The sequence below is a fragment of the Isoptericola sp. NPDC019693 genome, from assembly GCF_044389085.1.
Lineage (GTDB): Bacteria > Actinomycetota > Actinomycetes > Actinomycetales > Cellulomonadaceae > Isoptericola.
Genome location: NZ_JBIRXP010000001.1, coordinates 987,786 through 1,014,716, shown reverse-complemented (window position 1 = coordinate 1,014,716; position 26,931 = coordinate 987,786). Strand labels below are relative to the sequence as shown.

The 26,931-nt window shown below is 75.9% G+C and carries 24 protein-coding genes and 1 tRNA gene; 13 read left to right on the top strand and 12 right to left on the bottom strand.

The features are described from left to right. Window positions 1–13: 13 nt before the first annotated feature. On the bottom strand, window positions 14–733 hold the full coding sequence (locus tag ACH436_RS04790; RefSeq protein WP_430559009.1) for a QsdR family transcriptional regulator: 720 nt from the start codon (window positions 731–733) through the stop codon (window positions 14–16). Window positions 734–910: 177 nt separating this feature from the next. On the opposite strand from ACH436_RS04790, the gene ACH436_RS04785 reads away from it, so the two are divergent. Together ACH436_RS04785 and ACH436_RS04780 are read left to right on the top strand one after the other, a co-directional pair. Beyond that, a complete protein-coding gene (locus tag ACH436_RS04785; RefSeq protein WP_430559158.1) occupies window positions 911–2,089 on the top strand; it encodes an acyl-CoA dehydrogenase family protein in 1,179 nt (392 codons plus the stop codon). A 54-nt stretch (window positions 2,090–2,143) separates the two neighbouring features. Continuing rightward, a complete protein-coding gene (locus ACH436_RS04780; protein WP_430559008.1) occupies window positions 2,144–3,370 on the top strand; it encodes an acetyl-CoA C-acetyltransferase in 1,227 nt (408 codons plus the stop codon). Between the two features lie 87 nt (window positions 3,371–3,457). Here ACH436_RS04780 and ACH436_RS04775 read toward each other — a convergent pair whose 3' ends face one another. The 4 genes from ACH436_RS04775 to ACH436_RS04760 form a co-directional block, all read right to left on the bottom strand. Continuing rightward, on the bottom strand, window positions 3,458–3,955 hold the full coding sequence (locus ACH436_RS04775) for a pyridoxamine 5'-phosphate oxidase family protein (RefSeq protein ID WP_430559007.1): 498 nt from the start codon (window positions 3,953–3,955) through the stop codon (window positions 3,458–3,460). Window positions 3,956–4,018: 63 nt separating this feature from the next. Beyond that, window positions 4,019–4,519, bottom strand: a complete 501-nt coding sequence (locus ACH436_RS04770; protein WP_430559006.1) for a MaoC family dehydratase — start codon at window positions 4,517–4,519, stop codon at window positions 4,019–4,021. Then, window positions 4,516–5,295 (bottom strand): 3-oxoacyl-ACP reductase FabG, encoded by a 780-nt coding sequence (fabG, locus tag ACH436_RS04765; RefSeq protein WP_430559005.1) that lies wholly within the window; start codon window positions 5,293–5,295, stop codon window positions 4,516–4,518. Before fabG ends, ACH436_RS04770 begins: the two co-directional genes overlap by 4 nt. Further along, window positions 5,292–6,416, bottom strand: coding sequence for an alcohol dehydrogenase catalytic domain-containing protein (locus ACH436_RS04760; RefSeq protein WP_430559004.1), 1,125 nt, complete (start codon window positions 6,414–6,416; stop codon window positions 5,292–5,294). The genes fabG and ACH436_RS04760 overlap by 4 nt, the downstream gene beginning before the upstream one ends. A gap of 269 nt (window positions 6,417–6,685) precedes the next feature. Between ACH436_RS04760 and ACH436_RS04755 the strand changes: the two genes are divergently transcribed. Genes ACH436_RS04755 through ACH436_RS04740 form a run of 4 tightly spaced genes read left to right on the top strand, consistent with a single transcriptional unit; the run spans window position 6,686 to window position 13,761 of the window. Further along, on the top strand, window positions 6,686–7,675 hold the full coding sequence (locus ACH436_RS04755) for a hypothetical protein (RefSeq protein WP_430559003.1): 990 nt from the start codon (window positions 6,686–6,688) through the stop codon (window positions 7,673–7,675). After that, entirely contained in the window at window positions 7,675–9,411 is a 1,737-nt protein-coding gene (locus ACH436_RS04750; RefSeq protein ID WP_430559002.1) for a DNA polymerase Y family protein, read from the top strand. Before ACH436_RS04755 ends, ACH436_RS04750 begins: the two co-directional genes overlap by 1 nt. A gap of 49 nt (window positions 9,412–9,460) precedes the next feature. Further along, complete coding sequence (locus ACH436_RS04745) at window positions 9,461–13,081, top strand: error-prone DNA polymerase (protein WP_430559157.1); 3,621 nt, start codon at window positions 9,461–9,463, stop codon at window positions 13,079–13,081. Window positions 13,082–13,128: 47 nt separating this feature from the next. After that, window positions 13,129–13,761 carry a GNAT family N-acetyltransferase gene (locus ACH436_RS04740; protein WP_430559001.1) on the top strand — a complete coding sequence of 211 codons (633 nt, stop codon included), beginning with the start codon at window positions 13,129–13,131 and terminating at the stop codon, window positions 13,759–13,761. Window positions 13,762–13,764: 3 nt separating this feature from the next. Here the strand turns inward: ACH436_RS04740 and ACH436_RS04735 are convergent, their stop codons facing one another. From ACH436_RS04735 to ACH436_RS04725, 3 genes are all read right to left on the bottom strand, one after another. Next, on the bottom strand, window positions 13,765–14,190 hold the full coding sequence (locus ACH436_RS04735; protein ID WP_430559000.1) for an ArsR/SmtB family transcription factor: 426 nt from the start codon (window positions 14,188–14,190) through the stop codon (window positions 13,765–13,767). Further along, window positions 14,190–14,837, bottom strand: coding sequence for an SRPBCC family protein (locus ACH436_RS04730; protein WP_430558999.1), 648 nt, complete (start codon window positions 14,835–14,837; stop codon window positions 14,190–14,192). Before ACH436_RS04730 ends, ACH436_RS04735 begins: the two co-directional genes overlap by 1 nt. A 74-nt stretch (window positions 14,838–14,911) precedes the next feature. After that, a complete protein-coding gene (locus tag ACH436_RS04725; RefSeq protein WP_430558998.1) occupies window positions 14,912–15,307 on the bottom strand; it encodes a hypothetical protein in 396 nt (131 codons plus the stop codon). A gap of 35 nt (window positions 15,308–15,342) precedes the next feature. Between ACH436_RS04725 and ACH436_RS04720 the strand changes: the two genes are divergently transcribed. After that, a complete protein-coding gene (locus tag ACH436_RS04720; RefSeq protein WP_430558997.1) occupies window positions 15,343–16,011 on the top strand; it encodes a hypothetical protein in 669 nt (222 codons plus the stop codon). 9 nt (window positions 16,012–16,020) lie between these two features. Here the strand turns inward: ACH436_RS04720 and ACH436_RS04715 are convergent, their stop codons facing one another. After that, entirely contained in the window at window positions 16,021–16,905 is an 885-nt protein-coding gene (locus ACH436_RS04715) for a serine protein kinase RIO (RefSeq protein WP_430559156.1), read from the bottom strand. A gap of 318 nt (window positions 16,906–17,223) precedes the next feature. On the opposite strand from ACH436_RS04715, the gene ACH436_RS04710 reads away from it, so the two are divergent. Next, entirely contained in the window at window positions 17,224–18,096 is an 873-nt protein-coding gene (locus tag ACH436_RS04710) for an MBL fold metallo-hydrolase (RefSeq protein WP_430558996.1), read from the top strand. A 19-nt stretch (window positions 18,097–18,115) separates the two neighbouring features. On the opposite strand, the gene ACH436_RS04705 is transcribed toward ACH436_RS04710, so the two are convergent. Next, window positions 18,116–18,994, bottom strand: a complete 879-nt coding sequence (locus ACH436_RS04705; RefSeq protein WP_430558995.1) for a metal-dependent hydrolase — start codon at window positions 18,992–18,994, stop codon at window positions 18,116–18,118. Between the two features lie 161 nt (window positions 18,995–19,155). On the opposite strand from ACH436_RS04705, the gene ACH436_RS04700 reads away from it, so the two are divergent. Continuing rightward, a tRNA-Leu gene (locus tag ACH436_RS04700) sits at window positions 19,156–19,240 on the top strand. Window positions 19,241–19,308: 68 nt separating this feature from the next. Here the strand turns inward: ACH436_RS04700 and ACH436_RS04695 are convergent. Further along, window positions 19,309–20,163 (bottom strand): hypothetical protein, encoded by an 855-nt coding sequence (locus tag ACH436_RS04695; RefSeq protein WP_430558994.1) that lies wholly within the window; start codon window positions 20,161–20,163, stop codon window positions 19,309–19,311. 195 nt (window positions 20,164–20,358) lie between these two features. On the opposite strand from ACH436_RS04695, the gene ACH436_RS04690 reads away from it, so the two are divergent. The 3 genes from ACH436_RS04690 (at window position 20,359) to ACH436_RS04680 (ending at window position 24,071) form a co-directional block, all read left to right on the top strand. Beyond that, window positions 20,359–21,555: an AI-2E family transporter gene (locus ACH436_RS04690; RefSeq protein WP_430558993.1), complete on the top strand. Its 1,197-nt coding sequence runs from the start codon at window positions 20,359–20,361 to the stop codon at window positions 21,553–21,555. Window positions 21,556–21,590: 35 nt separating this feature from the next. Beyond that, entirely contained in the window at window positions 21,591–22,190 is a 600-nt protein-coding gene (locus ACH436_RS04685) for a GNAT family N-acetyltransferase (RefSeq protein WP_430558992.1), read from the top strand. A 246-nt stretch (window positions 22,191–22,436) separates the two neighbouring features. Continuing rightward, window positions 22,437–24,071 (top strand): ABC-F family ATP-binding cassette domain-containing protein, encoded by a 1,635-nt coding sequence (locus tag ACH436_RS04680; RefSeq protein ID WP_430558991.1) that lies wholly within the window; start codon window positions 22,437–22,439, stop codon window positions 24,069–24,071. A 37-nt stretch (window positions 24,072–24,108) separates the two neighbouring features. Here the strand turns inward: ACH436_RS04680 and ACH436_RS04675 are convergent, their stop codons facing one another. Next, window positions 24,109–25,410, bottom strand: a complete 1,302-nt coding sequence (locus ACH436_RS04675) for a lytic polysaccharide monooxygenase (protein ID WP_430558990.1) — start codon at window positions 25,408–25,410, stop codon at window positions 24,109–24,111. 137 nt (window positions 25,411–25,547) lie between these two features. Between ACH436_RS04675 and ACH436_RS04670 the strand changes: the two genes are divergently transcribed. After that, window positions 25,548–26,915, top strand: coding sequence for a M20/M25/M40 family metallo-hydrolase (locus ACH436_RS04670; RefSeq protein ID WP_430558989.1), 1,368 nt, complete (start codon window positions 25,548–25,550; stop codon window positions 26,913–26,915). Window positions 26,916–26,931 lie beyond the last annotated feature (16 nt).

The window sequence follows — 26,931 nt, the reverse complement described above, 5'->3', positions numbered from 1 at the left end:
TGTCGGGGGCGGTTCAGGCGGGGCTCGACGGCACCCGCAGCAGGTGGCGGAACGCGACGGCGGCACGGTCCGCCTCGGGCGTCTCGCCCGTGATCAGGTCGGCGTAGGTGAACGACTCGGAGATGCGCACCAGCAGGTACGCGAGCGACGCCGGGTCGATGCCGCTCCCGCCGTCGTCGTCGGCACCGAACGGGGTGTCGCCGAGGTGGGTGCGCACCAGCCACTCGCAGGTCGCGAGGAACCGGTGCTGGATGGGGCTGGCCTTCGTCGTCAGCAGCCGCAGGGCGCGGGCGGGCTCGCGGGTGAGGAAGTCCCGGAAGTAGGGGGCGGTGATGAGGTCGCCCGCGAAGCGCGTGAGGAGGTCGGCGACCCGCTCCGCCCCGGTCCGAGAGGCCGTCGCGCGGTCGGCCTGGACCAGCGTCGGGACGGCGAGCGACCACAGCACCTCGGTGAGCAGGGCGTCGCGGTTGCCGACCCACCGGAACACGGACGTCCGGTCGACGCCGAGGCTCGCGGCCAGCGGCCCCATGTCGAGGCGCCGGCCCGCGACGAACGTCTCGCGCGCGAGGTCGAACGCCCGCCGCGCGTCGGCGTGGGCGCCGGGTGCGAGGCGCAGGGACAGCGGCGTGGGCGCGGCCTCGAGGCCGACGGTCGCGATCGGGGCGTCGTCGTGCTCGTCGTCCCGCCCGGCATCGTGCGAGGCGGTCGGGGTGCTCGTGGCGCTGTCCGGCATGACGGCAGCCTAGTGTCGCGGGGCGAGGTTCGTGCAACATCTTGGAAAATGATGCATCCGGGTGCACACTGGTCGCGTTCGACGACGATCGGAGCAACGATGACGTTCACCTCCCCGGCCGGCTCGACCATCGAGACCGCCACCGGCGCCACCCCCGCCTCGACCACCACCTCGCCCATCGCCCCAGCGGTGCTCGACGCCGACTTCTACGGCTTCCAGGACCTGCTCACCCCCCGCGAGCAGGAGGCGGCGCTCGCCGTGCGCGAGTTCATGGAGCGCGAGGTGCGGCCCCTCGCGGACGACTACTGGGAGCGCGCGGAGTGCCCCGTCCACCTCTTCAAGCCGTTCGCCGAGCTCGGCACGGTGGGCGCGGCGTGGCCCGAGTGCGCGCCGTTCGAGAGCTCGGCAGTGTTCCGCGGCTGGATCGGCATGGAGCTGGCCCGCGTCGACTCCTCCTTCTGCACCTTCATCGGCGTGTCCTCCGGGCTCGCGATGAGCGCCATCGGCCTCGGCGGCTCGCCCGAGCAGCGGGCGCAGTGGCTGCCCCCGATGGCGAGCGGCGACGTCATCGGCGCGTTCGGCCTCACCGAGCCGCTGTCCGGCTCCGACACCGCGAAGGGGCTGCGCACCACCGCCACCCGCCACGGCGACACCTGGACGCTGCACGGCGCCAAGCGCTGGATCGGCAACGCCACGTTCGCCGACGTCGTCGTGATCTGGGCCAAGGACACCGCCGACGACCAGGTCAAGGGCTTCCTCGTCCGCAAGGGCACGCCGGGCTTCACCGCCACCAAGATCGAGCGCAAGCAGTCGCTGCGCATCGTGCAGAACGCGGACATCACGCTCGACGGCGTCCAGGTCGCCGAGGCCGACCGGCTCCAGCGCATCGACCGGTTCCGCGACGTCGCCCAGGTGCTGCGCGTCACCCGCGACGGCGTGTCCTGGCAGTCGCTGGGCACGATGATCGGCGCGTACGAGGCCGCCGTCGCGTACACGAGGCAGCGCGAGCAGTTCGGGAATCCGATCGCCAGCTACCAGCTGATCCAGGACAAGCTCGCCACCGCGCTCGCCAACGTCACCGCGAGCCTCGCCGTGTGCGTGCGCGTCTCGCAGCTGCAGGACGCCGGGACGCAGCGCGACGCGCACGCCGCGATGGCCAAGTCGTTCGTCACCACCCGCATGCGCGAGACCGTCGCGCTCGCCCGCGAGGCGTGCGGCGGCAACGGCATCACCCTCGACACCGGCGTCGCGCGGTACTTCGCCGACGCCGAGGCCGTGTACACGTTCGAGGGCACCCGGGACATGAACAACCTCATCGTCGGCCGCGAGATCACCGGCCACGCGGCCTTCGTCTGAACCGGAGCCTCTCGCGACAAGTGCTCAGTCCGAGCAGGAAGAAAGGGAGCTGACATGACCGAGGCGTACATCGTCGCCACCGCGCGCTCGCCGATCGGCCGCGCGCACAAGGGCTCGCTCAAGGACGTCCGGGCGGACGACCTCGCCGCGCGGATGGTCGAGGCCGCCGTCGCGCAAGTGCCCGGGCTCGACCCGGCCCGGATCGACGACCTTCTGCTGGGCTGCGGCCTGCCCGGCGGCCGGCAGGGCATGAACCTGGCCCGCGTCGTCGCCGTGCTGAACGGCTGGGACTCCGTGCCCGGCACCACCGTGACCCGCTACTGCTCCTCCAGCCTGCAGACCACGCGCATGGCGTTCCACGCCATCAAGGCGGGGGAGGGCGACGTCTTCGTGTCCGCCGGCGTCGAGTCGGTGAGCGGGATGGCCGTCGGGTCGAGCGACGAGATCCCCGGCGTCGACCTCACGAACCCGCGCTTCGCCGACGCCCTGGAGCGCACGGAGAAGCGCGCCGTCGGCGGCGCCGGGACGTGGAGGGACCCGCGCGCCGACGGCGCCCTGCCGGACGTCTACGTCGCCATGGGGCAGACGGCGGAGAACGTCGCGGACCTGCGGGGCATCTCGCGCCGTGACCAGGACGAGTTCGCGGCACGCAGCCAGCAGCGCGCCGAGGCGTCGATCGCGGACGGGTTCTGGGCGCGGGACATCACACCCGTCACGCTGGACGACGGCACGGTGGTGTCCGCGGACGACGGGCCGCGCCCCGGCACGACGGTCGAGAAGCTCGCGACCCTCGACCCGGTGTTCCGCCCCGACGGCACCGTCACCGCCGGCAACGCGTGCCCGCTCAACGACGGCGCGGCCGCCGTCGTCGTGGTCTCCGACCGCGTGGTCGAGGAGCTCGGCCTGACGCCGCTGGCGCGCATCGTGTCGACCGGCGTCACGGGCCTGTCGCCCGAGATCATGGGCCTGGGCCCGATGGAGGCGAGCCGGCAGGCGCTGGCCCGCGCGGGGCTCGGGATCGACGACATGGACCTCGTCGAGATCAACGAGGCGTTCGCCGCGCAGGTCGTCGCGTCCGCGCTCGAGCTCGGCATCGACGACGAGCGCCTCAACGTGCACGGCGGCGCCATCGCCGTCGGGCACCCCTTCGGCATGACCGGCGCGCGCATCACGTCCACGCTGATCAACGGGCTCGAGGTCTCCGGCGGCCGGTACGGGCTGGAGACCATGTGCGTCGGCGGTGGGCAGGGCATGGCGATGGTGCTGGAACGCGTCGCGTAGCGCGCGTCGCCCTCGACGTAGCGATCGCTGTCGGTTCCAGGCGGTGACGACGACGACGGAATCGCTACGTCGAGGGAGGGGGCGCGCTCAGAGCCATTCGCCGTCGCGCATGAGGGTGCGGCCGGCGAGCTCGTCGACCTCGCGCCACGCCTGGACGCGCCGGGGGCGCAGGACGAGGTAGACGTCGTGCTCGCCGCCGGGGCGCGGGTCCCAGTCCGCCTGCGCGGCGTAGCCCTCGCCGATCTCCGCCGGCGCCTCGGCGACGCGGACCGAGCGCTCGAGGTCGGCGTCGATCATGACGACGTCGCGCGTGCCGCCCAGCGAGAGCCGGGCCGTGCGGGTGTCGAGCAGGCTGCGGCCGGTGCGCGAGGTCGCGTCGAGCGCGAGGACGACGCGCTCGTCGATCCACGCCATGGACAGCGGCACCAGGTACGGCGCGGGCGTGCCGTCTGGAGCCGTCGAGGCGGTGGCGACCCAGACGTCCCGCACCGGGGTGCGGAGCATCGCCAGGGTGTCCTCCTGCCGCTGGGCGAGCGTGCGGGGCGTGCCTGGCGCGACCGGGGCGCTCGTCGGCGTGTCCGTCATGGCGCCATCCTGCCCGACCGGGCGTCGGGTGTCCCTGCCGTCGCCGGGGCACCCGACGCCGCGCTACGGCGTGGGGACGTACAGCGTGAGCGTCTGCGCGACGAGGGCCGGCTTGTCGACCCCCTCGATCTCGACGGTCACGGTCGAGGCCAGGCGCACGCCCTGCGCGACGGTCTCGGCGCCGGTGAGCTCCGTCGTCGCGCGCACGCGCGACCCGGCGGGCACGGGGTGCAGGAACCGCACCTTGTCGAGCCCGTAGTTCATCGCCATCGCCACGCCGCCCACCTCGACCAGCGACGACGCCAGCCGGGGCAGCAGGGACAGGGTGAGGAACCCGTGCGCGATGGTCGTGCCGAACGGGCCGTCGGCGGCGCGCCACGGGTCGACGTGGATCCACTGCAGGTCCTCGGTGGCGTCGGCGAACGCGTCGATGCGGTCCTGCGCGATCGTGTACCACTCGCCGGTGGCGCGCTGCCCGACGGCGTCGGCCAGCGCGGCGGGGGAGGAGACCCGGATCGTCGACGGCGCGGTGCTCGCCGGCGACCCGGCGGCGTCCGCGCTCATGCCTTCGGCCCGCCCGCCACGTAGAGCACCTGGCCCGAGACGAACGACGCCTCCTCGGAGCAGAAGAACGACACGGCGGCGGCGATGTCCTCCGGCTGCCCGACCCGCCCGACGGGCACGTCCTTGGCCGCCGCGGCGTGGAACTCCTCGGGGGTCATGCCGATGCGCTCGGCCGTCGCCGCGATCATGTCGGTGGCGATGACGCCCGGTGCCACGGCGTTGGCGGTGACGCCGAACTTGCCCAGCTCGATCGCGAGCGTCTTGGTGAACCCCTGCATGCCCGCCTTCGCGGCGGAGTAGTTCGCCTGCCCGCGGTTGCCCAGCGCGGACGTGCTGGACAGGTTGACCACGCGGCCCCAGCCGGCGGAGACCATGTGCGCCTGCACGGCCCGGGTCACGACGAACGCGCCGCGCAGGTGCACGCGCAGCACGGCGTCCCAGTCGTCCTCGGACATCTTGAACAGCAGGTTGTCGCGCAGGATGCCGGCGTTGTTCACGACGATCGTCGGCGCGCCGAGCTCGTCCGTCACGCGCGCGACGGCGGCCTCGACGGCCGCGGCGTCGGCGACGTCCACGCCGATCCCGATCGCCCGCCCGCCGCCGGCGACGATGCCGGCGGCGGTCTCGGCGGCCTGCTCCTGAAGGAGGTCGAGGACGGCGACGGCGTGCCCGTCGGCGGCCAGGCGGCGCGCGGTCGCGGCGCCGATGCCGCGGGCCCCGCCGGTGACGACGGCGACGCGCGGGGTGTCGTGTCGGGGCGCAGGAGCGGTGGTCATGCGGTGATCCTCTCGTCGAAGGTGATGAGCTGGCGCAGCTCTGCGCCGGCGGCGAGCCGGTCCAGGGCGGCCGGCAGGTCCTCGAGCCCGATGCGGGCCGAGACGAGTCGTTCCAGCGGCAGTCGTCCCGCGCGCCAGAGATCCACGTAGCGGGGGATGTCCCGGTTCGGGACGGCTGAACCGAGGTAGGAGCCGACGATGGTGCGTGCCTCGGCGGTCAGGCTCAGCGGGGAGATGCTCGCCCGGGCCTCCGGGCCGGGCAGCCCGACGGTGACGGTGGTGCCGCCGGGCGCGGTCAGGGCGTAGGCGGTCTCGAAGGCGCGGGCGTTGCCGGCGGCCTCGACGACGACGAGGGCCCGGACGTCGGCGTCGACCGCCTCGTCGGGCGTCAGGGCACGGGCGCCCAGGTCGCGCGCGAGGTCGAGCTTGCTCGTCGTCGTGTCGACGCCGATCACCTCGTGGCCGAGCGCCTGGGCGACCAGCAGGGCCGCCATCCCGACGCCGCCCAGGCCGACGACGGCCACGGTGTCGCCCGTCGCCGGCCGGCCGGCGTTGAGCACCGCGCCGCCGCCGGTGAGGACCGCGCACCCCAGGAGGGCCGCGACGTCGGCGGGGACGTCGTCGGGCACGGGCACGACGGACGTGGCCGACACGACGGCGTGGGTGGCGAACGCGCTGACGCCCAGGTGGTGGTGCACCTCGGCGCCGTCGCGGTGCAGGCGGTGCGCACCGCCGACCAGGGTGCCCGCGGCGTTGGCCGCGGACCCCACGGTGCAGGGCAGCCGCCCGTCGGTGGCGCACGCGGCGCAGCGACCGCAGCGCGGCAGGAAGGTCATGACGACGCGGGTGCCGACGGCGAGCCCGGCCTCGGGCGCGACTGCGTCGCCGTGGGCCTCGACGATCCCGGCGGCCTCGTGGCCGAGGAGCATCGGGACGGGGCGCACCCGGTTGCCGTCCACGACGGACAGGTCGGAGTGGCACAGCCCCGCGGCCTCGATGCGGACCAGGATCTCGCCGGGGCCGGGTGGGTCGAGGTCGAGGGTGGAGGTACGCAACGCCCCGGCGGTGGCGTACGGCGGGGACACCCCCGTGCGGTCCAGCACGGCGCCCACGATCTGCACGGTCGACCTCCTCGTCGTCGAGGGCCCAGTCTGCTCCCGGGAGCCCCTTCGCTCGACATACCGACTGCGCGGTATGTCGAGGGCAGCGTACACGAGAGGTGTCCGCGCGATCGACGTGCGTGCTGACTTGTTCCTCATTTCCGCCGAACGGGGAACGAGTCAGCACGCACGATGCGTGCGGGGCGACGGGATGCGGCCACGGAAATGGCGGCGACCTGCGCGGTTGACAGCCGTCGCCGTCGGGACGTCTACTGGCAGTGTTCGAACAGATGTTCGACTCGACGACCGTCGTCCGGTCGTTGCTGAGCATTGGTCTGCCGGGTGCCGCCCGCGTGGGCTCGGGGGGAGGTCGCGTGACGGTCGTCGCCCCGCCGCGGACCGCGGTCCGCCCGCTGTCCGAGCGCGACCGCCCGCTCGACCGTGCCGCCGTCGATCGTGCCGCCGTCGCGCGGGCCGCGCTGCGGGCGGCGGAGCAGCGCACCGGCCAGCGCGCCGCCCAGCATTCCCTCCCGCACCCCGGCCGGCGCCTCGGCGGTCGTGCGACGGAGCCGGGCGGCCGCCTGCTGCCGGTGCACCCGGCGCTGGCGGGCCTCCTGCCCGACGGCGGCCTGGCCGCGGGCACGGTGCTCGCCGTGCGCGGCTCGACCACGCTCCTGCTCGCGCTGCTGGCGGAGGCGTCGCGGTCCGGCGCGTGGGTCGCGCTCGTCGGCGCGCCGGGCGTCGGGATGCTGGCCGCCGCGGACGCCGGGATCGCGCTCGGGCGGACCGTGCTCGTGCCCGCCCCCGGCCCGGACGCGCCGGCGGCCCTCGCCGCGCTGCTCGACGGGATGGACGTGGTGGTCGTCGGCCCCGGCGCCACGCTGCTCGACGGCGACCGGCGCCGGCTGGCCGCGCGCGCCCGGGAGCGGGGCGCGGTGCTGGTGGCGCAGGCGGCGTGGCCCGGCGCGCACGTCACCCTCGACGCGCGGGGCGGCACCTGGTCCGGCGTCGATCACGGCGCCGGCTGGCTGCGCCGCCGCACCCTGCGCGTGCGGCGCACCGGGCGCGGGGCCGCCGCCCGGCCCCTCGAGATCGAGGTGGACGTGCCGCTGCGGGTCGAGCGGGTCGTCGGCGGGCCCGCTGCTCCGGGCGTCGGTCAGGGCCTCGCCGAGCACACCGTCGAGCGCACCGACGAGCGCACCGACGAGCGCACCGACGAGCACGGGCCCGAGCGCGCCGTCGGCGCCGGTCGGAGCCCTGCTCGGCTGCGGGTGGCGTGATGGCGGGCGGCAAGGAGGCTGGCGGAGGGCTGCTCGGGGCGGCCTCGTCCGGGGGCGCGTCGAGGACGGCCGTGCTGTGGGTCCCGGACTGGCCGGTGGTCGCGGCCCTGGCGGGCGCGGGGCTGGACGCGCACGTGCCTGCGGCGGTGCTCGGCGCCCGCTCGGGCGGCGGGTCGGGCGCGGGGCACACCGTCGTGGCGGTCTCGGCGGTCGCCCGCGCCCAGGGGGTGCGGCGGGGGATGCGGCGCCGGCAGGCGCAGGAACGATGCCCCGAGGTGGCGCTGCTGGCGGCCGACGACGCCCGCGACGCGCGGGAGTTCGAGCCGGTGGCGCTCGCCGCCGAGACGGTGGTGGCGGGCCTGGAGGTCGCCCGACCGGGGCTGCTCCTGCTGCCGGCGGGCGGGGCCGCGCGCTACCACGGCTCCGAGCTCGCGCTGGCGCAGGCGCTGGTGGGCGCCGTCGCCGCGCGTACCGGGCACGAGAGCCAGGTGGGCGTCGCCGACGGGCTGCTCGCGGCGGTGCTGGCCGCCCGCGAGGACGCCGTCGTTCCCCTGGGCGGGTCCGCGGCGTTCCTCGCCGACCGCCCCGTGGGAGAGCTGGTGCACGCCGTCTGCGACCCGGCCGGCGTGGCCGCCGTGCGGGAGGCGGCCGGGCTGTGGTGGCGGCTCGGCCTGCGCACCCTCGGCGACCTGGCCGCCCTGCCCGCCGCGAGCGTGCAGGCGCGGTTCGGCGATCTCGGCGCCTGGGCGCAGCGGCTGGCCCGCGGCGAGGACCTGCGCCCGCCGGCGCGGCGCCGCGTCGAGGAGGACCTGGCCGTCGCGGAGGAGCTCGACCCGCCCGCCCTGCGGGTCGACGTCGCGACCTTCGCCGCGCGCCGCCTGGCCACCGCGCTGCACGACCTGCTCGCCACGCGCGGGCTGGCCTGCGGGCGGCTGCGGATCACCGCGCGCACCGCGGGCGCCGACCTCGGCGGGGACGACGTCGGCGGGGAGGCGGGCGAGGGCGCCGTGCTGGAGCGCGTGTGGCGCACGGACGACGCCGCGGCCGGCGGCATGAGCGCGGCGCGGATCACCGACCGGGTGCGGTGGCAGCTCGAGGGCTGGCTGACCGCGACGTCCGCCCGGCGCGGGGGTGAGGCGGACCCGGTCGTCGCGCCGATCGCGTACCTGGCGCTGGCGGCGGAGGACGTCGTCCCGGCGACGACCCACCAGCCCGGCCTGTGGGGCGCGGACGCCGGCGAGGGCGAGCGCGCCCGGCGGGCGCTCGGGCGGGTGCAGGGGCTGCTCGGCGGGCACGCCGTGCTCACGGTGGAGCTGCAGGGCGGCCGCGGGCCCCGCGACCGGGTGCGGCTCGTGCCCTTCGGCACGGAGGGCGGCGCAGGCCGCGACCCGGGCCTGCCCTGGCCGGGCGCCCTGCCCAGCCCCGCGCCCGCCGGGCTGCCGGACGAGCCGGTGCCCGCCCGCGTGCTCGACGCCGCGGGGCGCGACGTCGTCGTGGACGCCCGGCTCGCGATGAGCGGGGAGCCCGCCGCGGTCGCGTGCACGGGCGGGGCAGGCCGGGCGCAGGACATGGCCGCGGTGACCGGCTGGGCCGGCCCCTGGCCGCTCGCCGAGCGCTGGTGGTCGGCGGACGGGGGAGCCCGCCGCGTCTACCTGCAGGCGGTGCTCGACGACGGGCGGGCGCTGCTGCTGGCGCAGTCCGGCGGCCGGTGGCAGGTGGAGGCGTTCTATGACTGAGGCGGAGCGGGACCGCGGTCTCGGCGAGGGAAGGGCGGTGACGGGGCGGATGACGGGCGGGTACGCCGAGCTGCACGCGCACTCGGCGTTCAGCTTCCTCGACGGTGCGTCGCACCCGGAGGAGCTGGCGGCCGAGGGCGCGCGCCTCGGGCTGGAGGCGCTGGCGCTGACCGACCACGACGGGCTGTACGGGGTGGTGCGCTTCGCGGAGGCGGCGCGCAAGGTGGGGCTGCCCACGGTCTTCGGCGCCGAGCTGCACCTGCCCGCCCCGGTGACCCCCGGCGCGGCGCCGGGGACCGCCGGGAGCCGGCCGGTGCTCGACCCGCCCACCGGCGTCCCCGACCCGCGGGCCACCCACCTGCTGGTGCTGGCGCGCGGCGACCAGGGTTACCGGAACCTGTCCCGCGCGATCGCGACCGCCCACCTGGACGCCGGGGTCAAGGGCAAGGCCCGGTACGACCTCGAGCACCTCGGCGCCGAGGCGGGCGGCGAGTGGCTCGTGCTCACCGGGTGCCGCAAGGGTGCCGTCCGGCGCGCCCTCACCGCCCCGGCGGGCGGTGTCGACGCGGCGCGTCGCGAGCTCGACCTGCTGGTCGCCACGTTCGGCCGCGACAACGTGGCCGTCGAGCTCACCGCGACCGGTGACCCGCGCGACGCCGACCTGCACGACGCGCTCGCCGCCCTCGCCCAGGACGCGCGCCTGCCGCTCGTCGCGACGGCGAACGCGCACTACGCCCGCCCGCGCGACGCGGACCTGGCGGGCGCCCTGGCCGCCGTGCGGGCGCGCTCCTCGCTCGAGGGCCTGGACGGCTGGCTGCCCGGTGCACCGGTCGCGCACCTGCGCTCGGCCGCCGAGATGCGTGCGCTGCACCGGCGCCACCCGCGCGCCGTCCCCACGGCGGCGGGGCTCGCGGCGGAGTGCGCCTTCGACCTGCGCCTGGTGGCGCCGAACCTGCCGCCCTACCCGGTGCCGGCGGGTCACGACGAGGCCAGCTGGCTGCGCGAGCTGGTGCGGCGGGGCGCCACGGAGCGGTACGGCCCGCGGCCCGCGGCGGGCGGTGCCGGGAACGGGGACGGGAACAGTGCCGGGAACAGTGCGGCGTGGGCGCAGATCGACCACGAGCTGCGCGTCATCGAGGACCTGACCTTCCCCGGTTACTTCCTCGTCGTCTACGACCTCGTGGAGTTCTGCCGCCGGGAGGGGATCCTGTGCCAGGGCCGCGGGAGCGCCGCCAACTCGGCGGTCTGCTACGCGCTGGGCATCACCGCGGTCGACGCCGTGAAGCACGGCCTGCTGTTCGAGCGCTTCCTCGCGCCCGAGCGGGACGGGCCGCCGGACATCGACATCGACATCGAGTCCGGGCGCCGCGAGGAGGTCATCCAGCACGTCTATGCGAAGTTCGGCCGGCAGCACGCGGCGCAGGTCGCCAACGTGATCTCCTACCGGCCGCGGTCCGCGGTGCGCGACGCCGCCCGCGCCCTCGGGTACGACGTCGGGCAGCAGGACGCGTGGAGCAAGTCCATCGAGCGCTGGGGGTCGCTGCGGGGGCCGGACCCGGCCAGCCCGGCGGCCGACGCCGCGGCGCAGGCCGCCCGGGCGGCCGCGGGCTCCGGCGGCTCCGGGGGCGGGACGCCGGTGAACCGGGCCGCGGCCAAGGACGCGCGCGTGGCCGCGCTGTGGGGCCCGGCGGAGGCGCTCCCGACGGGGGCCGGCCAGCCGCGTTCCGATCGCCCCTACCAGGGGCACCTGCCGGGGACCGGCCCGAGGGACTGGACGCCGTCCCTCGGCTACGGCCGCGTCGTCGACCCCCTCGCGACGGACGAGGGCGAGGCGCGGCGTGCCGACGACGCCCACGACGTCGTGCCTGCGCAGCGGCCGCCGTCGGCCGAGGAGGAGGGGCAGATCCCCGGCCCCGTGCTCGACCTGGCGGACCGCATGCTGCGCCTGCCGCGCCACCTGGGCATCCACTCCGGCGGGATGGTCATGTGCGACCGCCCGGTGATCGAGGTCTGCCCCGTGGAGTGGGCGCGGATGGAGGGGCGCACGGTGCTGCAGTGGGACAAGGAGGACTGCGCGGACGCCGGGCTGGTGAAGTTCGACCTGCTCGGCCTCGGGATGCTCACCGCCATCCGGTACGCGTTCGACTCCGTCGCCGAGCACACGGGGGAGCGGCTCACGCTGCACGGCCTGCCCGACGACGACCCGGAGGTGTACGACCTGCTGTGCGCCGCCGACACGGTCGGGGTGTTCCAGGTGGAGTCGCGCGCCCAGATGGCCACCCTGCCGCGCCTGCGGCCCCGGGTGTTCTACGACATCGTCATCGAGGTCGCGCTCATCCGGCCCGGCCCCATCCAGGGCGGGTCCGTGCACCCGTACATCGAGCGGGCCCGCGGCCGCGAGCCCGTGACCTACCTGCACCCGCTGCTGGAGAAGTCCCTGAGCAAGACCAAGGGCGTGCCCCTGTTCCAGGAGCAGCTCATGCAGATGGCGATCGACGTGGCGGGGTTCACCCCCGCCGAGTCCGACCGGCTGCGTCGGGCGATGGGCTCCAAGCGGTCCGTCGAGCGGATGGAGGCCCTGCGCGGGCGACTCATGGAGGGGATGCGGAAGAAGGGGGTGGACGACCCGGCCGTGCGCGAGGAGATCTACGACAAGCTCAAGGCGTTCGCCGACTTCGGCTTCCCCGAGTCGCACGCCTACTCGTTCGCCTACCTCGTGTACGCGAGCTCGTGGCTCAAGGTGCACCACCCGGCCGCGTTCTACGCCGGGCTCCTGGCGGCGCAACCCATGGGGTTCTACTCGCCGCAGTCGCTCGCCGCCGACGCCCGCCGGCACGGGGTGCAGGTGCTGCGCCCGGACGTCAACGCCTCCCGGGCGCTGGCCTGCGTGGAGCGGCTGGCGCGGGACGGGTCCGGGGAGCCGCCCCGCGAGGACGGCGGCTTCGGGCCGCCGCCCGACCCGGCGCTCGCCGTGCGGATCGGGCTGTCCGCGGTGCGCGGCGTCGGCGAGGACCTGGCCGAGCAGATGGTCGCCGAGCGGGCCGAGCACGGCCCGTTCCGCGACCTGCGCGACCTGGCCCGCCGCGTCGGGCTCAGCACCGCCCAGCTGGAGGCGCTCGCCACCGCGGGCGCCACCGAGGGCCTGGGCGCCGGGCGCCGCGAGGCGCTGTGGGCGGCGGGGGCGCTCGGCCAGGAGGGGCCGGGCACCCTGCCGGGCGTGTCCGTCGGCGTCGACGCCCCGACCCTGCCGGGGATGACCCCGGTCGAGACGGACGTCGCCGACGCCTGGGCCACGGGCATCACGCCCGGATCGACGTCGCCGCTGGAGCACGTGCGCGAGGGGCTGGAGAGGGCGGGGGTGCTCACCGTCGCGGGGGTGTGCGCCACGGAGCCCGGCCGGCGGGTGGCGGTGGGCGGCGTCGTGACGCACCGGCAGCGCCCGGGCACGGCGGGCGGCGTGACGTTCCTGTCGCTCGAGGACGAGACGGGGCTGCTCAACGTCATCTGCACCGCGGGGTTGTGGCGCCGGTTCCGGACCGTGGCGCGCGGCGCGCCCGCGATGGTGGTCCGCGGCCGGGTCGAGAGCGCCGACGGCGCGGTCAACCTGCTCGCCGAGCACCTCGCGCCGCTGCGGCTGCCGGTGGCGACGCGGTCGCGGGACTTCCGGTGACGCCGGCGCCCGGGCGTGCCGGCCCGCCGCCGCCTAGCCTGGCGGGCATGACCTCCGGGCTCCGGATCGCACCGGCGGGGGTGGACCGGTTCGACGACGTGGTGACGATGCTCAACCCGCGCGGCCGGCCCGACGCCTGCTGGTGCCTGCACTGGCGCCAGCCCCGCGGGCTGCCCGTCGGCGGCCGGCGCGACCACCTGAAGGACCTGTCCGGCCGCACCCCGGCCCCCGGCCTCCTCGCCTACCTCCCGGACACGCAGGGCCGGGAGGGGCAGGAGGGCTCGGGGGACACGGTGGTCGGCTGGGTGGGCCTCGCGCCGGTGTCCGCGGCGTCGTCGCTCCAGCGTTCGCGGGTGCTGCCCCGCGTCGAGGAGGCCGAGTGGGCGACGACCTGGGCCGTGATGTGCTTCGTCGTCCGGCCGGGCTACCGCCGTCAGGGGGTGGCCCGCGCGCTGCTCGCCGCGGCCGTGGACTACGCGCGCGACCAGGGGGCGCACGCCGTCCAGGGCTTCCCGATCGAGCCGGAGCCCGGGCGCCGTGTCCCGGTGGGCGCGGCGTTCGTGGGCACGGTGGGGCTGTTCGAGTCCGTGGGCTTCGACCGGGTCGGCGGCACGGCCGCCACCAGCGGGCGCCTGCCGCGGTGGGTCCTGCGCCGTGACCTGGCCCCGACCGGAGGCTGAGGCTCAGCCGGCCCGGTCCTGCGAGGGCTCGCCCCCCGCGCCGACCCCGGTGCGTCCCGTCGCCGCGCGTCGTGCCCGTCGCCCGCGTGCCAGCTCCGTCTCGAGGGCGTCGAGCGGCTGCGCGAACGGCTCGGTGAAGCGGGCCAGCCAGGCACGCACGACGTCGAGCCCGGCGTCGTCGACCGCATAGAGGCGCAGCGTGCCCTCCGCCCGGACGGTCACGAGGTGGGCGTCCCGCAGCACCCGCAGGTGCTGGGAGACCGCGGGCTGGGAGATCCGGGTCTCGGCCTGCAGGGCCCCGACCAGAGCCCCCGCGGGCCGCTCGCCCCCGGCGAGCAGCTCCAGCAGGCGGCGCCGGACCGGGTCGCCCAACGCCTCGAAGACGCCGCGGCCGGGAGCCGCCCGGGGGTCGCCGGCCGCCTCGGGCATCAGGCCTCCGGCGCCGTGGTGTAGAACGCGACCGTGCGCTCGGCGGCCGCGCGGGCGGCGTCCGGGGCGTCCCCGTCGGCGATCGCGGCGTCGGCCCATCCCGCGGCGGCGAGGCGGGCGAACTCGACGCCCTCCGGGGACAGGGACCAGGCCTCCGCGGCCTGCGGGTCGAACGGGGCGCCCGGGTCCGCGACGTGCAGCCCCAGCCCCACGAGGCCGAGGTCCCAGCCGACGCCCGTGGCGCCGGGCCCGTACTGGTCCCACAGCTCCTGCGGCACCGAGGCCTCGTGGACGAGCTCCAGCACGGTGCCGGTGCCCGTCTCGGTCAGGGAGACCTCCAACCAGGAGACGGAGCCCCCGAACTCCCAGGTGACGGCGAACCTCTCGGGTGCGTCGCAGCGCTCGACGGTGCCCCCGGCGTTGCCCTCGAGCTGGTAGCGCCCGCCGACGGTGAGGTCGCCGCTGACCGGCAGGAACCAGCGCGCGATGCGCTCCGGGGTCGTGACGGCCTCCCACAGGTCGGGGCGGTCGGTGGTGTAGGTGCGGCGCGCGACCGCGATCTTCGTCGGGGCGCCGTCACGCCGGCCGGTGCGGATCTCCCGGGTCACGAGGCCTGCGGTGGCGGCCGGATCGATGGTGAGGGTCATGGCGACCTCCTAGCGATATAAGCGAGTACTTATATATAACCACCGAACGGTCGGGGAGGGAAGAGCGGACGGGCTCAGTCGACCGGTGCGACGACGCACACGGCGAACGTGGCGCGGCCGCGGCGCAGGAGGTAGCGGACGTCCTCGCTCGCGCGCTCGGCCGCCAGCTCGTCGCGGTAGCTCCACCGCACCGCCACCCACAGGAGCCCCCAGCCGGCCTCGTCCACCGCACCCAGCTCGGGGACGGCGGCGACGGCCTCGGCGGCCCGCTCGGCCACGGCCCGCGCGCGGTGCAGCTCCAGCACCTGCTCCGGCGACGTCACCACCGTGGACGCGGACTGGTCCGCGTGCAGGGCCGGCAGGTCGAACCGTTCGGACAGGTCCTCCAGGTCGCCCGCGCCGAGCGCGAGGCCGAGGTCGGCGAAGAAGGTGGCCAGCGCCTCGTCGTCGTACGCGGCCGGTGTCCCCATCCGCCCACGGTAGCCCCGTGGCATGATCGGCGCCCATGAACCGTCGTCGCGCGCGAGGCGGCGTGCCCGCCGTCGTCGCCCTGCCCGTCGCCCTGCCGGTCGCCCTGACCGTGGCCCTGAGCGGGTGCGCCGGCCTCACCGGTGCCGCGTCCCCGGACGCGTCCGCCGGGCCCGCGAGCCAGGACGAGGTCGCCGAGGCGGCCGACGCGTGGGGCGCGGACCCCCGGTACGTGCTCACGACCACGGCCGACGGGTTCGCCGTGGTGCCGACGGCGGCCGGTGTCTACGGCGCCGACGGCTTCTCGGTCCACTTCGGCGGCGCCGCCGGCCGGGCGTTCATGCTCTCGGCCGTCGGTGGCTCGATGACCGTGGACGACTGCGCGACCGTGCCGGTCCTGGGCGTCGGCGGGGAGGAGCGCGAGGGTCCGGTGACGTGCGTCGAGGACGACGGTGCGTTCCGGCGGACGGCGGGCGACGCCGAGGAGTACGCGGTCGTGCGCGACGGCGCCCTCGTGCGGGTGTCGGGGAGCGCCGCCGACCACGACGCCCTCCGGGAGGCGGCCGCGAACGTCCGGGTGCCCACGAGCGAGGAGCTGGCCGCCCTCGCCGACAGCACGCCGGGGGCCGGCGGGCCGGCGGTCGAGCGCGGCGACCTGCCGCCCGGCGACGGGGCGCCGGACAACTCCGTCGGTGCGGGCGGCTGACCGGCGCGCTCACCAGGCCTGCGCGAAGACGTCCGCGAAGAGCTCGTCGGGGTCGACGTCGAGGCCGCGCGCCGTGAACCAGGAGCAGACGTTGCGGCAGTCGCGGTGCAGCAGCTCGGCGCCGAAGGGGTTGGCCACGAGGTCCACGACCTGGGGCAGGTCGATGATCACGAGGCGCCCGCCGTCGCTCGTTGTCTCGGGGTCGCCGTCGGGATCGTCGACGAGGCCGTCGACGAGGATGTTGTACGGCGAGAGGTCGCCGTGCGCCCAGCCGAGCCGCGCGACGACGCTCATCGCGTACCGCAGCTGCTCGAACCAGTCCGCGAGCTGCGCCCGGCCGGGACGGGTCCGGGCGAGGCGGGGTGCGGCCTCGACGGTGCCGTCCGCCGACTCGTGGCCCACGAACTCGAGCAGCAGCTCGGTGCCGTCGATCTGCACGGGGTAGGGCACGGGCGCCCCCGCGTCCCACAGGCGGGACAGGGCGAGGAACTCCGCGTCGGCCCACTGGGTCGCCGCGACGGCCCTGCCCCACGACGACTTGCGGTCCTCGACGGCGCGCTGGTCGCGGGTGCGGCGCACGCGGCGCCCGTCGGTGTACTCGCCGTCGCGGTGGAACTGGCGGTGGTCGCGGCCGCGGTACCGCTTGGCGGCGAGGAGGCTGCGGCGGGCCGGGTCGTCGGGCACGGCGCGCTCGACGAGGAAGACGTCCGCCTCCTTGCCGGTCTTGAGCACGCCGAGCTCGGTGTCGAGCGCGGCGTCGGCGGTGACGACCCAGCCCGGCCGCGGCTCGGGGCCGCGCTGGCCCTTGGTGACGGTGGTCCACGTGGACCACCGCTGGTCGGGTCCGGGCTCCACGGGGAGCTCGCCGCCCGCGTCGACCCCGAAGGGGACCACGGAGGACGGCGTGACGGGGGAGGGGGAAGGGGTGTGCTGGTGCACGCGAGACTCCTGCTCAGGTCGAGGAGCTCGGTCTCGGGCCCCTCAGGTTCGGGTGGTGTCCGCCCGCCGGAGGGTCTCCGGGAGGGCGCGCGCGACGACGTCGTCCATCGTTCTGCCCTCCTTCGCGTGCAGGCCCGCGCCGACCGCGTGCCGCCTGCGGGGAGCATGGCAGGCCCGCTCTCGGACGGTCCACGGTTTTTCCGGCCGGCCCGTGACGTCCCCGTCGGTCACGGACGGGGCACGCCTGGCGGGTGTCGTCCGTAGGCTGCGGGGATGGGGTTCGTGCCGGTGGTCGCGGGGTCGCGCGGGGTCGAGGACGTCCTCGTGCGCACCGCCCGCAGGCTGCGGACCACGACCACCCTGGTGCTCGCGCCCGGCGGCGTCGACGGCCGCCCCGCGCTCCTGGTCGACCCGGCGTGGGAGCCGGACGAGCTCGCGGGGATCGCCGACGAGGTGGGGGCGCGCGGCGGCCGGCTCGCCGCCGGGTACGCGACCCACGCGCACCACGACCACCTGCTGTGGCACCCGCGGCTCGGCCTCGACGTGCCGCGATGGGCCACCGCGCGGGCGGCGCGGGTCGCGCGGGCGCGGCGGGGGCGGTTGCTGGAGGAGGCGCGCGCCGACGCCGGACGCTACGGGGGAGCGGAGCACCCGGCCGAGGTGCTCGACCTCCTGGGGCGTGTCGACCCCGTGCCGGGGACCGGGTGCGCCGTCCCCGACCCGGACGGCGTCCTGCCGCCCACCGAGCTCGTGGTTCACGACGGCCACGCCCCCGGGCACGGGGCCCTCTGGCTTCCCCGCAGCGGCGTGCTCGTCGCGGGCGACGTGCTGAGCGACGTCGAGCTCCCGCTCCCGCTCGACGAGATCTCGGCGCCGGCCCCCGCGCCGGGCGACGCGGCGCGTGCCGTCGCGGACCATCTGGCCGCCCTGGACCGCCTGGCGCCGTACGCGGCCCGGTGCCACGCCGTCGTGCCGGGCCACGGGACGCCGACGACGGACGCGACGGCCCGCCTCGACGCGGACCGCCGCTACCTCGACGCGGTGCTCGCGGGCCGCGCCGTCGACGATCCGCGCCTGGCCCTGCCCGGGGCCGCGGCCGAGCACCGCCGGTTGCGGGCGGCCCTGACGGGGGACGGACCCGGCTGACCGGCGCGCGACGTGCCGGTCAGCCGCCGATAGCACCGGCCCAGGTCGTGACCTGCTCCCACACGGGTTGCGTGTCGAAGCCCATCTGCCCGAGGGCCGCCCAGGCCACCCCGACGACGGCGTAGAGGCTGACCGGTGTCATGACGAGCCACTCGCGCCACGAGCCGGCGTCGCCGAGGATCGGCAGCGAGAGGTTGCCGCCGTCACGCCACACGTCGTCGAAGGGCAGGACGCGGTAGCGCCGCACCCAGTACGGGGAGCGGAACTTCAGCGGCCACAGGAGGGGGACGCCGGCGGTCGTGACGAGGTCGCCCAGCACGTGCACGGTGCAGCCGAGCGCGACCGCCAGCGGCATCCAGTTCCACTCCTCGGGCGCGAACACGGCCACGCAGGCGGCCAGGAGCAGCGACAGCGTCCAGGTCCACCAGCGTCGGCCGCCCGTGACCTTCCAGGCGCGCAGCGCGAACGCGATGAGCAGGACCGCCATGATGCCGGGACCCACCAGCACCTCGCCGAAGGCCTCCGTGCTGATGGACACCATGCCCATCACCCAGGCGATCGCGGTGAAGACGGCGATGCCGAGGATCGAGTGGGTGCCGTTGCGGTGCCCGCCGGAGACGGTCGCGACGAGCTTCGTCACGCCCTCGGAGACCGGGGGGAGGGAGTGAGCGATGGTGCCGCTGTGGTGATCGGCGTCGGGCAGCAGCGCGGCGCCCGCGCAGACCAGCGCACCGGTCATCACGCCGACCTCCGAGACGGGGTGCCAGCCGAACGCGAACGGTGCCGTCGACGTGACCGCCACCCAGGCGGCCGCTCCCGACGCGGCGTGGTGCCCACCCATCATGACCTGCGGCGCTCCGTCCTCGGCGGCCGGTGCGCCGCTCGTCCCGTTCCTCACCCTTGACCGGTTGGTCCGGGCCGGGCAGGACGCTACACGCCGCCGCCGACGCGGGTGCCCGTGACCGGCGCCGGGTGGACGCGGTTTGCGAGAGCCCGCCCCCGCCGTGCTATGTTTTTCCCCGCACCGAGACGGCGCCGAGGCGCTGTCGAGGTCCACTCGTCCGGGTGGCGGAATGGCAGACGCGCTAGCTTGAGGTGCTAGTGCCCTTTATCGGGCGTGGGGGTTCAAGTCCCCCTCCGGACACTCGTTGAGACAGCGACGAACAAGCCCCCGGGGTCCACAACCCGGGGGCTTTTTCGTGCGCCCGTCCGTCATCCCGACGCGGCGAGCCCGTCGCGGAGGGCGGCGAGCGCCGCGCGGGTCTTCGTCTCCTGCGGGGCGCCGAGATCGACGCCCCGGCCAGCGAGGAACACCTTCGTCTCCGCAGCCGCCTGGAACGCCGCCGTCGGCGCCGCCTTGGTGGACAGCTCGAGGATGCGGTCGCCGTCCGGAAGGAACCACAGCTCGGCGGTCAGGCGCCGCGGCAGCCCCGGGTCCTCGAACCGCGCCTTGAGCAGCGTCGTCGGGCCCAGCACGTGCAGGTCGTCGAGGGCGACGCCGGCCGGCAGCCGGGGCTCGAGCAGCGCCCGCTGCGTCCGGTCGAGGAGACCTCCCAGGCGGCCGACGTCGCCGAGCAGCGCACGCACCTCGGCGTCGGGCAGGCGCCGCGTCGACGAGCAGGAGCAGGTGAACCCGGCGGGCGAGGCGTCCACCTCGACCTTGAAACCGTCGCTCCGGCGCAGGCGTCCGGGCACGTCCGCCGGCAGCATCGGGCGCACCTTGACCGTGAGGTCGCCGGGTCTGCGCTGGGTGCGCCGGGCCCGGACGACGAGGCCGGCGGCGGACAGGTCGAGCGTGGGGGTGTCGAGGAACGCGACCTGCCGGATCGTCGCGTCGAGCGCGTCGATGCCGAGGCGGTCGAGCACGCGGCGGTGGTCCGCGCCCGGGACGGTGAGCTTGAGCTCGACGGCGTCGACGTCGGGGAGCAGGGCGAGGACCGCGGCGAGGGTCTCGGCGTCGTACGCGGGCATCGGCGTCGACGGTGCGGTGGGCGCGGTGGGTGCGGGCGGCGGCGCGGTCGCCGGCTCCTCGAGCACGCCGTGGGGCTGCGGGGACGTCCCGGGCATGGTGGGCTCCTCCTGTCGCCGTGCGACGGCCTGCGTCCATCGTCGACCGGCGGCGCCCGTCGCGCACGGTCGGTCGGCACGGCGGAGGAGCTTCACCTGGGAATTCACCCGGTGGGCCGGCGCGCGGTGTCCTCCCGCGGCGCGCGGGTGCGGTGCGGCACACTGGGCGGACGAGCGGACGAGAGGAGCGCACGGGTGGCGAAGCGGGCGAGCGAGAACGTCCCGGCGTGGCTGCGGACGTCGGCCGGCTGGTCGTGGCGGCTCATCGCCCTGACCGCGGCGGTCGCGCTCGTGTTCTGGGCCACGGTGCAGGTGCAGCTGGTCTTCGTGGCCGTCTTCCTGGGCCTGGTGTTCGCCTCGGTGCTCAACCCCGTCGCCGACTTCTACGCCAAGGTCATGCCGCGCCCGCTGGCCACCGCGCTCGCGATCCTCAGCGCGTTCCTGGTGCTGGGCGGCCTCCTCACCTACGTGGTCGCGTCGGTGGCCGGCCAGTGGGAGAGGCTCGCGGGACAGTTCGACAACGGTGTGCAGCAGATCCTCCAGTACCTCGAGAGCGGGCCGTTCGGCCTGTCGGTCACCGTCGACCAGATCAACGAGTGGATCGACCAGGGCCGTCAGTGGTTGACGGAGAACACCGACTCGCTCGTCAGCCAGGCCGCGCAGAGCGCAGGCTCGGTGTTCGAGGGGTTCGCCGTCTTCGCCCTCGCGATCTTCTGCACGGTCTTCTTCGTCGCGTCGGGCGGCAAGATGTGGGGCTGGTTCCTCGGCCAGCTCCCGGAGCAGCACCGCTCCCGGTGGCAGGCCGCGGCCGGGGCAGGCTGGTACAGCTTCTCGGGCTACGCCCGCGGCACGGTCATCATCGCGTTCACCGACGGCGTCCTGGCGTTCATCCTGCTGACGATCCTCGGGGTGCCGCTCGCCGCGCCCCTGGCCGTGCTCGTGTTCATCGGCGCCTTCATCCCGCTGATCGGTGCGCCGCTGGCGATGATCATCGCCGCGGTCGTCGCGCTCGCGGCCAACGGGATCGTCACGGCCCTCATCGTCACGATCGGCATCGCGCTCATCGGCCAGCTCGAGGGGCACGTGCTGCAGCCCCTGATCATGGGCAAGCAGGTCGCGCTGCACCCGCTGGTGATCGGCATCGGCGTCACGGCGGGCACCGTGCTGGCGGGCATCCTGGGCGCGATCATCGCCGTGCCGCTCATGGCCGTCGCGTGGACCGTCTTCTCCACCCTGCGCGGAGACCGGGCGCACCCCGAGCTGGACGAGCCCACGGGGCCCCGCGCCGGCCCGCTCGCCGTCGCCCCCGTCATCCACCCGCCGGACCCCGGACCGGGCGGACGCGGGCGCGCCGACGGGGGCGACGAGCCGCCGGAGTCACCGGACGCCTAGCGTGAACGGCGCGGGCCGCGTGCCAGGATGCCCCGATGGAGCCGTTCGTCCTCGCCACCGACCGCGTCCGCCTGTCCGTCCCCACCGCTGCCGACGTCGACCGCATCGCCGAGGTCTGCGCCGACCCCGCCATCGCGCGGTGGACGACGGTCCCCGCGCCGTACACGCGGGACGACGCCGTGGGGTTCGTCGAGAGCTTCGTCGCCGACGGCTGGTCGCAGGAGAAGGACTTCACCTGGGCGGTCCGCGCCCCCGGCGACGTCGACGGCCCGGTGCTGGGCATGGTGGGCATGTCCCGCGAGGGCAGGCCCGGGGAGCAGCCGGCCGGGGAGCTGGGCTTCTGGTGCGCCCCGGACGCTCGCGGCCGCGGCCTGACGACGGAGGCGTCCAGGCTCGTCGTGGACTGGGCCGTCGACCCGGAGGGGCTGGGCCTCGCCGTCGTGCGCTGGCGCGCGAACGTGGGCAACTGGGCGTCCCGCCGCGTCGCCTGGAAGCTGGGCTTCCGGTACGAGGGCCTGCTGCGCCGCTTCGGCGCGCAGCGTGGGGTGCTGCAGGACTCGTGGGTGGCGTCGTACGTGCCCGGCGACCCCCGCACGCCCGGCGAGCCCTGGCCCGCGGAGGCGCCGGCGGCGTGACGCACGCCCGGTGGCATCGCGGTTGCCACCGGGGGTGCGGACGTGGCATGGTCGTCGGCGTCCCCGCGGCCTCCGCCGCGCGTGAGAGGGGACGGCTCCAGGACGAGAGGGCACCACAGCGATGACGGGCATCCGGACGACCGCCTGACGCGTCGACCCCGAGGCTCCCCGCCGGCGAACCGGCCCGGGGGAGCGGTGTCGGCGCACCCGCCGTCCGCCGTACCCCGCCTCCGCTGGAGCCCCTGCATGCCTCTCGTCACCCACCCCTCCGTCGTCCTGCGCGACCTCACCTTCTCGTGGCCCGACGGGGCCACCCCGATCGCCGGCGTGTCCGGCGCGTTCTCCCGCGGCCGCACCGGCCTCGTCGGCCTCAACGGCGCGGGCAAGTCCACCCTCCTGCGGCTCGTCGCGGGCCGGCTGCGGCCGACGTCCGGCGCGATCAGCGTGTCCGGCGTCGCCGACTATCTGCCGCAGCGGCTCACCCTCGACACGGACGCCACGGTCGCGGACCTGCTGGGCGTGCGGGACGTCGTCGACGCCGTGCGCGCCATCACCGACGGGACCGTGCCGGAAGACCGGCTCGCGGCACTGTTCGACGTCGTCGGGGACGGCTGGGACGTCGAGGAGCGTGCCCTCGCCGAGCTCGCCGCGACCGGGCTCCCGTCGGCCGACGGCGTGCTGGACCGCCCGGTCGGCACGCTGTCCGGGGGCGAGGCGATGCTCGTCGCCGTCACCGGGGTGCGCCTGCGCGGCGCGGACGTCGCCCTCCTCGACGAGCCCACCAACAACCTCGACGGCACCGCCCGCGAGGGCCTGCACGAGATCGTCCGCACCTGGCGGGGCGCGCTCGTGGTCGTCTCGCACGACCGGGAGCTGCTCGAGCTGGTCGACGAGACCGCGGAGCTGCGCACCGGCTCCCTCACGACGTACGGCGGCACCTACGCCCAGTACGAGGAGCACCTCGCCGCGCAGCAGGAGGCGGCCCGGGCCGCGCTGCGCGACGCCGAGCAGGTGCTGCGCCGGGAGAAGCGGGAGCGGATCAAGGCCGAGGAGCGCATCGCGCACTCCGAGCGCCGCGGTCGCAAGGACGTCGTCGAGCGCCGCTACGTCAAGGCGCAGATCAACGACCGGCGCAACTCCGCCGAGAAGTCGCAGGCCGCGCGCCGCGGTCAGGCCGCCGGGAAGGAGGCGGACGCGCGCGCGGCGGTCGAGGCCGCGGAGCTCTCGGTGCGCGAGGACGTCCGCATCGCCGTGGACCTGCCCGACCCGGACGTCCCCGCAGGACGGCGCCTCGCCGTCCTGACCGGCACCGACGGGCGGGAGGTCGTGCTCGCCGGCCCGGAGCGCGTGGCCCTGACCGGCCCGAACGGCGTCGGCAAGACGACGTTGCTCGAGCGGCTCGTCGGGGCGGCTCCGGCGGGGGACGGCGTCGGGACCGGGGCGGTCGCCGAGGCGCTCACCGACCGCGTGGGCTACCTGCCCCAGCGGCTCGACGTGCTCGACGACGACCAGACGGTGCTCGACGCCGTCCGCGCCGGTGCGCCCGAGCTGGCGCCCGGGGAGCTGCGCAACCGGCTCGCGCGCTTCCTCGTGCGCGGCGACCAGGTCGGCCGGCCGGTCGCGACGCTCTCCGGCGGCGAGCGGTTCCGGGTCGCGCTCGCGCGCCTGCTGCTCGCCGAACCCCCGGCCCAGCTGCTCGTCCTCGACGAGCCCACCAACAACCTCGACATCGCCAGCACGGACCAGCTCGTGCAGGCGCTGGCCGCCTACCGCGGCGGGCTGCTCGTGGTCAGCCACGACCGTTCGTTCCTCGGCCGGCTCGGCCTGGACGCCGAGCTGGTCCTGGCCGCGGACGGGACGCTCACCGAGCGGCGGTCGTAGCCGCCCCGCGAGCGCCCCGTCCGGGGTGGTGCGCCGGTCAGGAGCAGGCCAGCGCGCCGTCGGCCGGCGCCTGCCCGGACCCGACGAACCCGACGGTGACGCTCTGCCCGGCGCCGAGCTGCGCGGTCCACGCCACCGGGGTCACGACGCCGTTCGTCAGCTCGCCGCCCCAGATGTTCGTGGTGGTGATGCCGGCCGCGTCCACCCGCCAGGTGGAGAGGTCGGCGTCGCCGGCGGTGACGACGATCTGGCCCTGGTACCCGCCCGACCACGAGTTCGTCGTGGCGTAGGCCGCGGTGCACGCTCCCTCGGTCGGGCCCCCGTCGTCGATCGACGTGGTGAACGACGCCGGGGCCGTGGCGGCGGAGACCGCCCCGGTGTGGTCGTTGCGGGCTCGGACCGTGACCTCGTACGTCGAGCCGGGGTCGAGGCCCGTGAGGTCGACCATGGGCGAGCCGTCGGTGCTGGCGATCACGTCGCCCGACCCGGCGTCGAGCACGTCGTAGCCCGTGACGCACCCGGACCGGGAGACGCCCCACATGAGGTGCACCTGGGTGGCCCGCACGTCGTGGGCCATGACCTCGCCGGGCACGCCCGGGGCCTCGTCCGGGCAGGCGGCGGGAGGCTCCTCGGTCCCGGTGTCGTCGCCGATGCCCGTGACCTCCCCGTCGCCGCCGTCGAACTCCACGTCCGAGCAGCTGTAGAAGTTCTCGCTGCTGTCGGAGCGCACCCAGTGGGTGAACACGATGTGCTTGCCCGTGCGGTCCGCGGGCAGCGTGACGTCCCAGTAGTAGTAGTTGTCGCCCCCGGGTCCGCCGGTGTCCGGCGGGTCGGTCACCGTGTCGATCAGCTCGAGCTCCGCCCAGCCGAGCGGCTGGGTCGGGTCGAAGCCCTCGCGCGTCACGTAGACGTCGAACCGGCCCGGGTGCTCGGCCCAGTTGTTGTGCTGGAACTCGTACGTGGCTCCCGCGGTGAGGTGCGTCGTCGGCCAGTCGGTGCGCGGCGCGTTGAACGCGGAGAAGTCGTACGGGCCGCGGTCGCCGCCGGAGCAGATGGTGCCGTCGGGGACGTACCCCTCCGTGCGGCCGGCGCCGTTCGAGTCGAGGTTGCCGAACCAGTTGTAGTAGGCGTTAGGGCCGCCCTCGGCGAGCGCGTCGGCGCACGCGGGGTTGCCGGGGTCGAGCTGTCCCGTCGGGGTCTGGGCGTCCACCCAGCACAGGTACTGCCGGGAGCCGGGGAACACCTCGGCCCCGTGGGCGGCCGCCGGCTGCCCGACGGCGGCCACGAGGCCGACGGCGGCCAGCACGGTGGCCGCGAGGGATGCCGCGAGTCTTCGCATGATGGTCCTCCTCCTTGAGGTCTGCCTGAGGTCTGCCTGAGTCCTTCGACAGGTCGTGCGCACCGACGGTGGTCCACGGTGCGGACGTCGTCACCCCGGCTAAACGTTTCGCCGGCGGGCGCCGGTACGGTGTCGGGGTGACGTCCCAGCCCCTCGCCCCGCGCCCGAGCTCCTCGCCGTCGACGCCCGCGTCCGCGCACCCCACCGCCGAGCAGCAGGTCGTGGAGATCTGCCGTGACCTGCTGCGGATCGACACGTCCAACTACGGCAACGGCGAGGGGCCGGGGGAGCGGCGGGCGGCGGAGCTCGTCGCCGGCCTGCTCACCGAGGTGGGCCTCGAGGTGGAGCTGTTCGAGCCCGAGCCCGGTCGCACGTCGGTCGTCACCAGGCTCGAGGGCGCCGACCGGTCCCGGCCCGCGCTGGTGCTGCACGGGCACACGGACGTGGTCCCCGCGGCGGCGGACGACTGGTCGGTCGACCCGTTCGGGGGCGAGGAGATCGACGGGCTCCTGTGGGGCCGCGGCGCCGTGGACATGAAGGACATGGACGCGATGATCCTGGCGGTCGTGCGGCAGATGGTCCGCGAGGGCCGGCGGCCCGCCCGGGACGTCGTCGTCGCCTTCTTCGCCGACGAGGAGGCGGGCGGCGTGCGCGGCGCGCAGTGGGCGGTGCGGCACCGGCCCGAGCTCTTCGAGGGCGCCACCGAGGCGATCAGCGAGGTGGGCGGCTTCTCCGTGGAGGTCGGCGGGCGGCGCGCGTACCTGCTGCAGACGGCGGAGAAGGGGCTCGCCTGGCTGCGGCTGGTCGCCGACGGGCGCGCCGGGCACGGGTCGCAGGTGAACACGGAGAACGCCGTGACGGAGCTCGCGGCGGCGGTCGCCCGGATCGGCCAGCACCCCTGGCCGTACACGCTCACGCCCACGGTCGAGAGGCTGCTGCGCGGGGTGTCCGACCTCACGGGCCTGCCCTTCGACGGCGAGGACCCGGCCGCGGTCGACGCGCTCGTCGCCGCGCTGGGGCCCGCGGCGAAGTTCGTGGGCGCCACGGTGCGGCACACGTCCAACCCGACGCAGCTCGAGTCGGGCTACAAGGCGAACGTCATCCCCGGCCGGGCCGAGGCCACCGTCGACGTGCGCCTGCTGCCGGGGCACGAGGCGGAGGGCATGGCGACGCTGCGGGAGCTGGCCGGTCCGGGCGTGCGGGTCGAGCCGATCCACCAGGACACCGCGCTCGAGGTGCCCTTCTCCGGCGACCTCGTCGACTCGATGGTCGCGTCCCTCCTCGCCGAGGACCCCGGCGCCACGGTGCTGCCGTACACGCTGTCGGGAGGCACCGACAACAAGTCGCTGTCGCGCCTCGGCATCACCGGGTACGGGTTCGCCCCGTTGCGCCTGCCCGCCGACCTCGACTTCTCCGGCATGTTCCACGGCGTGGACGAGCGGGTGCCGGTCGAGTCGCTGCGCTTCGGCACCCGCGTGCTGGACCGGCTGCTGAGCGACTGCTGACGCGCCGCGCCGGTGC